The organism is Polynucleobacter sp. AP-Nickl1-40-C4, assembly GCF_035012665.1.
In the GTDB taxonomy this organism is placed as follows: domain Bacteria; phylum Pseudomonadota; class Gammaproteobacteria; order Burkholderiales; family Burkholderiaceae; genus Polynucleobacter.
Genome location: NZ_JAYGQR010000001.1, coordinates 469,638 through 480,385, shown reverse-complemented (window position 1 = coordinate 480,385; position 10,748 = coordinate 469,638). Strand labels below are relative to the sequence as shown.

The 10,748-nt window shown below is 42.1% G+C and carries 14 protein-coding genes; 7 read left to right on the top strand and 7 right to left on the bottom strand.

What is annotated here, in order from left to right; translation table 11 throughout:
• Positions 1-248 (top strand): IS30 family transposase (locus VC182_RS02365; RefSeq protein ID WP_323484365.1); only part of this gene is annotated, 248 nt, incomplete at its 5' end.
• A 2-nt stretch (positions 249-250) separates the two neighbouring features.
• Here the strand turns inward: VC182_RS02365 and VC182_RS02360 are convergent.
• Together VC182_RS02360 and VC182_RS02355 are read right to left on the bottom strand one after the other, a co-directional pair.
• Positions 251-682: a hypothetical protein gene (locus VC182_RS02360; protein ID WP_323484364.1), complete on the bottom strand. Its 432-nt coding sequence runs from the start codon at positions 680-682 to the stop codon at positions 251-253.
• A 79-nt stretch (positions 683-761) separates the two neighbouring features.
• A complete protein-coding gene (locus VC182_RS02355; protein ID WP_323484373.1) occupies positions 762-1,892 on the bottom strand; it encodes a Fic family protein in 1,131 nt (376 codons plus the stop codon).
• A gap of 354 nt (positions 1,893-2,246) precedes the next feature.
• Between VC182_RS02355 and VC182_RS02350 the strand changes: the two genes are divergently transcribed.
• Complete coding sequence (locus VC182_RS02350; RefSeq protein WP_323484363.1) at positions 2,247-3,293, top strand: hypothetical protein; 1,047 nt, start codon at positions 2,247-2,249, stop codon at positions 3,291-3,293.
• A gap of 148 nt (positions 3,294-3,441) precedes the next feature.
• Positions 3,442-3,879, top strand: coding sequence for a hypothetical protein (locus VC182_RS02345; RefSeq protein ID WP_323484362.1), 438 nt, complete (start codon positions 3,442-3,444; stop codon positions 3,877-3,879).
• Positions 3,880-4,032: 153 nt separating this feature from the next.
• Here VC182_RS02345 and VC182_RS02340 read toward each other — a convergent pair whose 3' ends face one another.
• On the bottom strand, positions 4,033-4,464 hold the full coding sequence (locus VC182_RS02340; RefSeq protein ID WP_323484361.1) for a hypothetical protein: 432 nt from the start codon (positions 4,462-4,464) through the stop codon (positions 4,033-4,035).
• A 250-nt stretch (positions 4,465-4,714) separates the two neighbouring features.
• Positions 4,715-5,080, bottom strand: a complete 366-nt coding sequence (locus VC182_RS02335; protein ID WP_280742086.1) for a helix-turn-helix domain-containing protein — start codon at positions 5,078-5,080, stop codon at positions 4,715-4,717.
• Between the two features lie 225 nt (positions 5,081-5,305).
• Here VC182_RS02335 and VC182_RS02330 point away from each other — a divergent pair, with 225 nt between their 5' ends.
• Positions 5,306-5,833, top strand: a complete 528-nt coding sequence (locus VC182_RS02330; protein ID WP_323484360.1) for a hypothetical protein — start codon at positions 5,306-5,308, stop codon at positions 5,831-5,833.
• A gap of 30 nt (positions 5,834-5,863) precedes the next feature.
• On the opposite strand, the gene VC182_RS02325 is transcribed toward VC182_RS02330, so the two are convergent.
• Both VC182_RS02325 and VC182_RS02320 read right to left on the bottom strand, forming a co-directional pair.
• A complete protein-coding gene (locus VC182_RS02325; RefSeq protein WP_323484359.1) occupies positions 5,864-6,547 on the bottom strand; it encodes a DUF6088 family protein in 684 nt (227 codons plus the stop codon).
• A gap of 424 nt (positions 6,548-6,971) precedes the next feature.
• Complete coding sequence (locus VC182_RS02320) at positions 6,972-7,382, bottom strand: DUF6088 family protein (protein ID WP_323484358.1); 411 nt, start codon at positions 7,380-7,382, stop codon at positions 6,972-6,974.
• 266 nt (positions 7,383-7,648) lie between these two features.
• On the opposite strand from VC182_RS02320, the gene VC182_RS02315 reads away from it, so the two are divergent.
• From VC182_RS02315 to VC182_RS02305, 3 genes are all read left to right on the top strand, one after another.
• Positions 7,649-7,822: a hypothetical protein gene (locus VC182_RS02315; RefSeq protein WP_323484357.1), complete on the top strand. Its 174-nt coding sequence runs from the start codon at positions 7,649-7,651 to the stop codon at positions 7,820-7,822.
• Between the two features lie 629 nt (positions 7,823-8,451).
• Positions 8,452-8,739: an ADP-ribosyl-(dinitrogen reductase) hydrolase gene (locus VC182_RS02310; protein ID WP_323484356.1), complete on the top strand. Its 288-nt coding sequence runs from the start codon at positions 8,452-8,454 to the stop codon at positions 8,737-8,739.
• A gap of 39 nt (positions 8,740-8,778) precedes the next feature.
• A complete protein-coding gene (locus tag VC182_RS02305) occupies positions 8,779-9,147 on the top strand; it encodes a hypothetical protein (protein ID WP_323484355.1) in 369 nt (122 codons plus the stop codon).
• A gap of 246 nt (positions 9,148-9,393) precedes the next feature.
• On the opposite strand, the gene VC182_RS02300 is transcribed toward VC182_RS02305, so the two are convergent.
• Complete coding sequence (locus VC182_RS02300; protein ID WP_323484354.1) at positions 9,394-10,482, bottom strand: glycosyltransferase; 1,089 nt, start codon at positions 10,480-10,482, stop codon at positions 9,394-9,396.
• Between the last annotated feature and the right edge of the window lie 266 nt (positions 10,483-10,748).

Sequence of the window (10,748 nt, the reverse complement as noted above, 5' to 3'; positions counted from 1 at the left end):
ATACAGCTCTTCAATCAACGACGTACTTTGCGGATCCGTTTGCTAGTTGGCAACGTGGATCAAATGAAAACTTCAATGGTCTATTGCGGCAATACATCCCCAAAAAGAGACCGCTATCTACTGTGACCGATAAGGAGCTTAGAATGATCCAAGACCGTTTAAACAACCGACCTAGAAAACGATTAGGATTTAAAACCCCCAATGAAGTATTTATGCAGTCTTTAAACCGTGTTGCACTTCGTGTTTGAATCTACGGATAATTAAACCAATCAATTGGTTGAATATTTAAAATGGGTGCTGGTTTAGAAAAATCAAAGAAAGTCAACTCGGCTATATAGTTTGGCCCAAATAAGTCCCTTAAAGTTAGGGGTGGGTTTGCGGGTGGAGACAATAGTGCACCCTTGTACATCCCAAGCAACATGGATATATGTTTTCGCAGTGGCAGGCGTAACTGAGAAATGGCAATATTTGTAATGCGCTCCCTCTCATTCAATTCATTGCGTTTAAATACGCTATCAATAAGCCATACAGTCAATAGGATGCTCAGTACCTCAGTTCCAACGTTTAGTGAGATGTCTTTCAACCACTCCGGCCCATTAAAGTTGAGTGAATGAACATAGAGCCCGATTAAGATCAGCAAAACTATCCCAAGAGCCCAGATCGAAGTGCGTAATAGTTGCATAGGTATGCCTTTTAAATTCTTAGCAGAATAATCATTCGCCTGCATTTTTTCTTAACCTAGGCAATGAGCCTAAGTGCTGTTAAGTGTTGTTAATTGGGCCCTGCAACTCATAGCTAGTACTACGGCCCCCGGAATCCGATTTCACTAAAGCACCACGTTCTACTAAATCAGTGATATCTCGTAATGCAGTATCCGGTGAGCACTTGGCAATCAGAGCCCATTTGCTGCTAGTAAGCTTCCCATCAAACCCATCCAGTAGCTTATTAAGTAACTTGATTTGCCGCTCGTTCATCGGCGTTCCAGACCAGTGTTGCCAAAAATTAGTTTTGACTAGAGTTGTAGAGAGCGCCGCTTCCGCAACTTGGATGGCAGATAGTAGGCTACTCAAAAACCAGCTAAGCCACTGCGTCACATCCAGCGTCCCCTTTTGCGTTTTCTCAAGAAGATCATAGTAATTTTTACGATCGCGTCCAATTTGCGCTGATAGACTATAAAAACGCTGCGATGATCCATCTGCTCGAGCTAATGCCATGTCGCCAATTGCCCTTGCTATCCGACCATTACCATCATCAAAAGGGTGTAGCGTTACAAACCAGAGGTGAGCTAAGCCTGCCTTAATAATGGGATCATCTTGCTGATCTACATTGAACCAGAGTAAAAACTGCGCCATTTCTGGCGGTAAGAATGGTGCTGGCGGCGCCTCAAAGTGAACCTTTTGGCGACTCACGGGGCCCGACACAACTTGCATGGGTCCTAGGGCATCATCGCGCCAAGTGCCAACCAATATTTTGGATAAGCCGCTATAGCCCGTAGGAAAGAGGGCGGCATGCCAGGCGAAGAGTCGTTCTTGCGTTAAATTGTTCTGATGGTGTTGGGTAGCGTCGAGCACCATATCAACCACACCATCGATATGACGATCTGCCGGAGCTAAGGCTCCGATATCGATACCCAGCCGTTTTGCAATGGATGAGCGGACCGAGTTTGGATCAAGCTTTTCGCCTTCAATCTCGCTGGTTTTGAGTACATCTTCGGTGAGTACACGCAAGGACTCTTGATCGCGCAGGTGAATACCCACATGATGTAAGCGCCCCAGTAGGCGTCCTTGGGATTGGTACACCTGAGTCAACAAACCAGTGAGCTGCTTGAGGTCGTACTCCCAATGAGGCCATTGGGAATCTTGCCAAATGTAGTTCTTATCTCCGCTACCCATGCGGAGATTATAGGGTGTATTCACCGCAAAGTCTATTATTCTCCGCATTTATTGCGGATTAAATGGGGCTAATCACCGCATTGTTACGGATATTTATAATAAATACCAATAAAATCAATTGGTTAACATGATTAATTGCACGCTAACATTGACCATGTGAGCGTGCAAATTCAATGTTAGTTACTAAGTTCGCTGCTGTTTCGTGGGGTGATGACTGTAAAGTTAGGTCTGTGCACCCATACTGGGAGCGATGTTTGATTTATTGGGAATTGCAGCTATTTAAGTGCGACCTGAGTGATGCATAACCCCGGTGGAACTCTTTTAATCTAAAGATTCCTAGAGTAAGGGGCGGCAGTGGAAAATTTGTTAACAATAAAGAATATCTTTTGGGCGAATTTCAAAGCAATGAGTTACACATCAACCAGCATTCTCAAAGCATCAACAACCATATCTCAGGTTCAGGATGTAATTGATCTTCTCGGATATAAGAGGGTTCGAGATGGCGTAAAGATTCCAAATAGGATTTCAGGTTATTTCTGGGCGGAGGAGGTGGATTATCAGTCTTGGGCGGGTGTTGAGCTGGATATCTATAAAACATTAAAAGGCCCAGTTAAAGTTACCACTAGATCGCGGGTAGCTAGAAGTTACTGGGACCTTTCCCATCAGAACCGCACCTTAAAAGTCCTTAGAGACTTATTTGGTGGATATTTCGAGACTGACGCAGGGAGAAATCGCTACTGTCGCCCAGATGAGCCTCCTCCTTCGCCGCTCTCATCCGGATGCTATCTTGCTCGCTGGCAATTTCATAATAATCTTCAGCGTGCAAGCATCTATCTTATGCATCGACAATTAGAGGGGGATATGGCAAGAGATGGACCTTCCGGACTTTTATTTATGGATGAAATAAATCCACGTCTCCTGTCGAATAATATGATTGTTCCTTATATGATCGCAGTTTGGGAGGAGTATTTTCGTGCCACATTTACTGCCTGTTTGAGGTATTCAAAAAAACGGGATTCAGTGCTAAAGCAGGCAAATAATCTTAGCCACTTCGATCTTGATAGGTTGATTACTGGGGTTGTCCGGGCTGATCGATTGATTGCAGAGACCTTCTCCTTTCAGCGCCCTGGGATCATTGCGAAAAATTTCCGACTAATTGATTCAAAAATTGACATTGCTGGATTATTGCGTAAGCCTTATCGAGGCCGGAGGCAAAGCTTATTCGACTCCATAGATGGTGTCGTAGAGGATAGAAACCGCCTTGTACATTCTGGAGAAATAAATTCCGATCTTTTTGACCGGCAACTTAAAGTGCGTTTTGGTGATATTACGGAAGCTGTTAATCGAGTCTATAACCATATTGCCAAAATTAATGGGTTTGTGGCAAATCATAATTACTGAATATTGATGAAAGTGATTCCTTGCAAAAACTGGTCTAGTTGGGCCGATGGACTTTCATGATTGAGTCTAGATATTGGAAGGAAGATCTCCTAGCTCTAAGCGGCTAAAGCCCACAAAAAAACCAAAGCGATGGAGTGAAAAAGCAGTAGTGAACTTTGAGAAGGAGATATTGATTTCCTTTTTTATGATTCGGATACTGCTTGAAAATAAAAAGACTTCGGTAAAGTCTGTCGATTATCGTGTGCCAGTAAGCAGGGCACCATGGAGCGGCCAGAAAATTACACAGCTTAACTTATGGCATATTGAAGGGCATTATGATTTCGTTAACGAAGTCGAAGCCCGAGTATCCCTGCAGTTCCTAGTAAACCAATTCATTCATTGCAAGCTAATTCATGCTACTCGTGATCGCGACAGGAACTGGTCTGAAATTTTTGTTTGCTCAGATTTTGAAATACGAAAGGCTTTATATCGCATCTCAATGGATGAGATTCGAAAAATATTTTCCTTTGTAGGGGCAGACTATAGCGACCAGGTTCACTATAAATGGGACGCTAAGATCGATGATTATCAAGTTACTCTAGAGTGATGACCGGGGTAGTTCAATTCATAGCTATTTCATTATCCGCCCACCCCTGATTTTCTCGGGAATCTATGTTGATAAAAATGCCGCGTCCAAGGAGAGCAGCCTTTATTAATGCACCACGCTAAATTTCGACATTACTTTTGTCGGAATTTTTGCTCAGGGATAAAGAATTCTTCCGGGATATTTACCAATGACTTCGCCATCAATTCTTGCTGGATGTGGATATAGAGAGGTTATTGAAAAATGCAGTTGCGGTCTTTGTTGCAAGGTTAATATCATGATTGAGGTTGGGGTCAGGCGAAGACTAATTTTTATTTTGTTTGTATCTTCGGAGCAATAAATTGATCCTTTTTGACTTAATTTTTCATAAACAAGCGCAATGACGGTACTTTGATTGCTAGCCAACCAGTTCCCATGCTTTCCTTGGACATGAACCTCCCCCCAGGCAGGATTCCCAACATGGAGCCAAATTGGAATTGGGTTTTCATGTGTCGCGATGATTCCCCCAGGAATAAATCCTAGGGTAGCTGATCCATCTATCAGCCAATAGTCATAGGCTTTATCGCCGGTTCTAGTAAAGGAGGTCATTAAACAAGGCTAATTCCGATTTGATGGAATTCCCGCGATTTGATATACTTAAGGAATCCGAAGACGATATATCCGCTGATTGGCCTAAAGGCGAGATATTGAAGCGGAAGGTGGGGCCATTGAATACCACCTGGGCGGGGTGTTTGGGAAACCAGACTCAGAATTCCGAAAGGATACTGCGGGCGCCGTCCCAACTTAATACCGAGATCACCTTTATGGTGATCTCTTTCTTTTTGGGCCTGACACATCACTAATCGTCGCCTTGAATGGTCATGTTGTTGGCAAGCCATTCCTTAAGAGTAGCAATTTCCCATTTTGGGCTATTCCCAATACGTATATCAGGGGGTGGAAACGTGATAATCGCTCCGCCATCTTGCGCAAGACTCATCAATTCAAGAATTCTTGGCAGGCCTTCTTGTTCTTTACCTCCATGCTCCAAAAGGTGGGGTGAAGAAGCGGTTCGCTGCTTATTCCCATTCTTAACCCACCGATCAAAAGTAGTTCTTGAAATCCCTAAACGCTGGCATATCTCGTCAATCCCAAGAAGCGTGGCTGTTCCATTGGCAATTGCATCAATAAGCAATTGCTTTTTTAGTCCATTTGAGAGTTCTGCCATATGAGATTATCCCAGTGTTATCAGGCTTAAATAGTTAACATTAGTTATATTAACATTAAATGGTGCAAAATGATACAAAACGGTTAATTAAGATGCTGGGTAGTGATGTCTAATCATCAGCTTGGATGTAGATGCTGTAATTTACCCCCTCCCCTAGAAAGGGCCATTTTCCGTATTTTAATTTTTCAAAACTCCCCCACCAACAAACAATTTGTAGGCAATTTCATGAGAAATAAATTTGAAGACGAAGTATTTGGAAATATGAATCGTCTAATGAGCCTTACCAATGACGAAGATGACAGGGGTCTAGCTCTGTCCATGGCCGCTTTTTCAGAGGATTGCCTTGGGCGCCTTCTTATAGCCTACATGTGCGATGAGAAGGCTTCTTTTGACTTGGTGGAAGGATTTAACGCACCCTTGGGAACTTTTTCATCTCGAATTAAGGCTGGAGCAGCCCTAGGGCTGCTATCAAAGATTCAACAAGCAGACCTAGACCTTGCTCGAAAAGTGCGAAATGAATTTGCTCATAACTGGGAGGGCTGCTCATTTGAAACTCAAAATATTAAAGATTGGGTTCTGCAAATGAGTGATAGCCGAATTCATGACCGACATTCCGCTACTACAAGACGCAAATTTCACTACACAATGTCATGTACTCTGGTTGAATTAGAGTATTTGCTGAGCACCCTAGGTAATGGCAGGAGAAGAATTCCCATAGTGGCTCACCACCTCTCGACAAAACCACCAAAATAAATCACTTTGAGGAAGTTGCTATTCATCTACTCAGTTTAATGAGGGGCTTGAGACTTTGGGTAAATCATTCAAACCCTTGAGCAAGGGATGCATCCACGCTGGCAGGCGAGATAAGTCATTCTTGAGATCCCGTTGAATCATTGCTCCTGCTTTGGGATCATTAAAGATCTTGGATAAAGTGGCCCTGATGTTCTCTTGCGCTGCAGGGTCTTTTTGCTGAATGCCATCTTTGAGCCAATGCAGTGCTTGGACTACTCGCATCGCAGGACGGTCGGCCCATAGGAGTCTGCTAGGGGAGGCTAACTTAAATTGGATGGTGAGGTTGCCAATTTGAATCGGTTTGATGCGTGCATCGGTATGCACAATCACTTTGCCTGGCACTGCATTGGTGAGTCCTAAATCATTGGCGGCGGTCATACCGTCAATCAGTATGCGAGCACTGTCGCGCCGTGCAATAGCCCAAATCACCTGATGATAGTTTGGCTGAGTTGGTTTGCCGGTGAGCGGATTGGCTCGTGGACGGTCATATAGACCGTGATCAATGCGGCGCAAATCACCTTTATTGGTCAGGCGTTGCAACGTTTTATCAACGGCGCTTCGGCTACCGAGGTCAAGAAAGTCCCTGGCCGTCCAAACTTTATCGGCTTGACTATGGCTAATGCGCCGAGCAATCAGCGTATTAAGAGGGGTTTTAGGGCTTACTAGGGCGTTCATAGTCCTTAAATTATATACAAATATCGGACAAAAATAATATAAATTAATGAGTAAAAACCTATATAAAACAAAAAGTTATATTTATATAAAAAATGACCTAAGCTACGGATAAAAATTAATCATGGTGGGGGAGGTTGCTAAGGCCATTTGCCTTGGCTGCCTAAGAATCAATTCTGGCCATCTATTACAGACCTTTTTGACCTGAAATGGCCCATAGATATTCATAAGCACGGCATTAAAATGCGTCCTTAGGACGCATTTTAATGCCGTGCTCTCAAATTGTCTTGGCGCTATCTAGTCTGAGTTGCAACAATGAGCGGCTCATCAGATCCCACCACAAATTTTTCGTTTTTCTAGCGCGTACTCAGATATATTAAGGCCCTTTTCGGCAATGAGATCCGTTACGAGTAGTTTTTGACGCTCGCTAATTTTTTTCATAGATCAGCGCTCTATTGCCTAAACTAATTTTTCTACTAACCCTGGCCTTGCCAATGTTTACTACTGGTAGCATGGGGACTTGCGTACTATCGCCTTGAAAGAGGGCTCGCATATCTTTGCCAACATCAGCTTTCACGCCTAATTTTTTCATTGCCTCAAGGCCAATATTAATCAGACTCTCGTCTGGCACTGGTTTGCCAGAAATAGAGGAGGGCCTTGCTTTGACATAGGTGCCATAGCCAAGGCGTATTAACTTACCTTCTTCTGATAATTCTTTCACCACGCGACAGATTTGGCGATAGTTGCCAAACCGATTGAAATCATCTCGCAAAAAGACCTTAGCCTTGGAGTTGCGTAGGCTGGCCAAAATACGGTCTTTGGTAGTTGCTTGGGTCATTTTGGCCTCCTATGTTTAAATTGACATCTTTATTATATACAAAAATAGGGCATTGATGTCCTATTTTTGTATATTAAATTATTGAATAAAGTATATATAAAACAATGAGTTATAGAATTTACTATAGCACTATTAAAAGAGTGGTTAGCTTTTAAATAAGAACGCCTGAAAAACGCTGATTTTGAATATCTAAAGGCTATAAATATTCAAGTCTGCGCAGGGGATTATCGGCAGAAACTGTGGCCGAAGGATCCTCAATTTCTAGGATGACATTGCACCGCGCTAAAAAAGGGCTTCCTGCAGTGGCGCTGGGAACCTATTTCAGAATCATGGTGGCATTACAGCTGCAAGACGACTTCAATCTACTGGCAAAAGACGATGTGCTGGGACGTCGCCTCCAGGATATTGCATTGTCTAAAACAAGAAGGCATGAGAGTTAATCCAACTAGTGAAATTATTCTCCGCATATATTGCGGAGAATACGGCAGTTAATCACCGCATTGCTAAGCGCTGATGAGGCACTGTTGGCGGTGAGTGCATTATAAAAAACGGATAACATCATTTCTCGGCATTAACAGTGACGATGTTAACGTGCAAATTCAATGTTAAAAGTTTCCATGCTGAGCTTTAATAATGTGTGTCCACACCATTTTTGATTGAGTTCATAAAGCCTCTCAAAAAGTAAAGAGCGCGTGTCCACACTCTCTTTAAAAATTGACGCGATCTCAATTGGCTTCTGAATTCGGAAAATACATTCAAAACTTTTCGATTTTTTTAAAACGAAAAAATGATTTTTGAAGCGCATTTTTTGTTCTGAAATCGCAAAATAGACCAAAATCATTACGCGACTTTAGGTATTTAAGGGTGAAATTTAAGAATGTTCACTTTGCCATGGGTCTATATGGTATATGGCTTTGATGGCGATAAGCCTGCTAACACCATGTATCAGGTGCCCGCTATGCGGTAATATCGAACTGGAAGAGTATTTTCGGCCACTGATCCTAAAATTGTATTGCTCAATTTAAAAATATACGATATAATTTGTATATACAATTTCATTGGGCTACAAATGAAAAATTTAATAACAAGTCAGTCCGTTTTAGATCATATTTGGGAAAAGCATCAACTGAGAAGGGTTGATGTTGAAGAGTGCTTTTTCAATCATTTTGAGCCAAAATACATCGAAGATGACAGAACACAAAATAAAACAAACCCGCCAACCTATTGGTTCATATCTGAAAATCACCAGTCTGTTAGGTTAAAGGTGGTTTGTGTTTTTAAAGATGGGCAGGTATTCTTGAAAACTGCTTATCCACCAAATGAAGTAGAATTGAGTATATACAATAACTCTAAATAATCGCTACATAGTATATTTAATTTACAAAAGAGGAAGCAAATGAACTCCAAACAGCTTGCAAAGGAAATGACAAATACTCCCGATGCATGGGAGGGTGGTGAGCTTGGACAAAGTCCAGAGCATGTAAGAGTGGCCCCAAGCAAATTAGCGTCTGAGATTGATGATGCGCTTGGTTTGCAAATGATCTCCATTCGCCTGGATAAAGAGTTGATTGATATGTTTAAACTTTTGGGCGGAAAATACCAAATGGGCTATCAGCCTTTAATGCGGGAGGCATTGAAGCGGTTTGTCGATGGCGAACTCAAGATGGTGGCGCTCGAGGCTTTGGAAAAACAAAGTTTAGCGAGATCAAAATCAAAGGATGAGAAAAATCATCCGAAGAAAGAAAAGGTAGCCAAGGCTGCATAAAACAAAAGGCCCATCAGGGGCTTTTGTTTTAAGTATAGGAGCAGTTGTCCTCTCAGGGATTTTTAAAAAGTATTGAAAAAATGCTATCAACCAAATCATTCAAAGAAACAGTCCATTTGAGAGTCGAGCGTGATCCTGCTTTTAGGTTAGCCTTATTTCAAGAGGCGCTCTCTGCTTTATATATGGGGTATTAAGATTCCCATTATTTATGCCACCCCTTTTTCAATCTAAATGGGAGGTGCAAAACTAGCTAACTGGGTGCATCCATCCCGGCGTTTTAAAGCACACAATTCTTTTATAGAGCCATACATAGCTGAATATATAAAGGGCAAAAAATCCAATTAAGATAGGGGTAGATTGCCACCAAAGAACTGCTGGAATAATTGCTAGGCTGGTTAGCATCCAAAGGTAAGGTGATGTTCTGGCATTTGCTGTAAACCAATCATCTTGTTTAGTACCGCTCTTGCCTGAGCTCAGTACGCGTCTAAAAATTAACGAATGAAAATGAATGCCATCGGGCTGTCCAGGACTTTTGCCTTGATGAATTTTCCTACGATAGATTGTGAATAGGGTTTCTAGGATTGGATAGCCGTTTACCAGCAAGGCAAACCAGGGGGAAACATTGCTGTGTCTTGATACCAACATGATGCTAATGATTGCAATCCAAAAGCCAATTAAATAAGCGCCGCCATCCCCTAAAAAGATCAGGCCTCTAGGGTAATTCCAAATAAAGAATCCTAAGATTGCAGCCGCCATAATGAAGCTTAAAGAAATCATTATTGGATCGGTAAGCACGTAGCTCATGTAACCAAGTGCCATAAGAGTAATCATTCCTACCATGCTGGAAAGGCCGTTGAAGCCATCAATGATGTTGTAGGCATTTGATAGTCCAGTTACGGCAAATACAGTAAACACAATCGCAATTGGCGAAAATCCCAGGAGGTAATCAACCCCGGGTATATCAAGCTTGGTGATTTGAATGTTTAAAAGGTTTATTGCTAGAAGTGCACCAATAGCCACAAACAAAAGCCTCATGCGCACACTAATTTTTTTTGTAAGATCTTCAGTTAGCCCAATAGCAAAAACTGGAATGGCGCAAATGAGAATAGTTGATTCAATGATGGAAGTCGATTGTGCTTGAAGTTTCAGAAGTATGGCAATCAAGACGCCTAGGGCAATGCCAACCCCACCAATTCTTGGCACCGCTTTTTTATGAAACTTTTGAGGGCCCGATAAATCTGAATCTGCATAGATATGGCTATGTAGGTGCTCAAAGCGAATAATGAGCAAAGTTGCAATAAATGATGTAAAAAAGGCGGACAGTAGACCAATCATGAGTTGATTATAAGTTCCAAAATCATTTGTTGAAAATGAAACTCAGTAGACATCCTGGCTTCCTGCTAGGGCTAAATGAACGGTGGGAAAGGGTTTCGATTCATTAGGTGGGTTGGCTATTCTCGAATTGTCTTGTACCAATCATCCAATTCCGTCAAATCAATGCGTAATTACCTGATAACGAGATCTTTAGCTTGGTTTACCCTAATTCTTTGGGTCATTACTAAAGGGGGTTGGCATGCTGTCTATTGAATATGTGAATAAAA

What these genes read in the sequence shown, in the direction of transcription:
- VC182_RS02335 (WP_280742086.1), bottom strand. Translation starts at nt 5,080, where the DNA reads ATGGCAGAACTCTCAAATGGACTAAAAAAGCAATTGCTTATTGATGCA.
- VC182_RS02330 (WP_323484360.1), top strand. Translation starts at nt 5,306, where the DNA reads ATGAGAAATAAATTTGAAGACGAAGTATTTGGAAATATGAATCGTCTA.
- VC182_RS02355 (WP_323484373.1), bottom strand. Translation starts at nt 1,892, where the DNA reads ATGGGTAGCGGAGATAAGAACTACATTTGGCAAGATTCCCAATGGCCT.
- VC182_RS02360 (WP_323484364.1), bottom strand. Translation starts at nt 682, where the DNA reads ATGCAACTATTACGCACTTCGATCTGGGCTCTTGGGATAGTTTTGCTG.
- VC182_RS02310 (WP_323484356.1), top strand. Translation starts at nt 8,452, where the DNA reads ATGAAAAATTTAATAACAAGTCAGTCCGTTTTAGATCATATTTGGGAA.
- VC182_RS02325 (WP_323484359.1), bottom strand. Translation starts at nt 6,547, where the DNA reads ATGAACGCCCTAGTAAGCCCTAAAACCCCTCTTAATACGCTGATTGCT.
- VC182_RS02340 (WP_323484361.1), bottom strand. Translation starts at nt 4,464, where the DNA reads ATGACCTCCTTTACTAGAACCGGCGATAAAGCCTATGACTATTGGCTG.
- VC182_RS02300 (WP_323484354.1), bottom strand. Translation starts at nt 10,482, where the DNA reads ATGATTGGTCTACTGTCCGCCTTTTTTACATCATTTATTGCAACTTTG.
- VC182_RS02320 (WP_323484358.1), bottom strand. Translation starts at nt 7,382, where the DNA reads ATGACCCAAGCAACTACCAAAGACCGTATTTTGGCCAGCCTACGCAAC.
- VC182_RS02315 (WP_323484357.1), top strand. Translation starts at nt 7,649, where the DNA reads ATGACATTGCACCGCGCTAAAAAAGGGCTTCCTGCAGTGGCGCTGGGA.
- VC182_RS02305 (WP_323484355.1), top strand. Translation starts at nt 8,779, where the DNA reads ATGAACTCCAAACAGCTTGCAAAGGAAATGACAAATACTCCCGATGCA.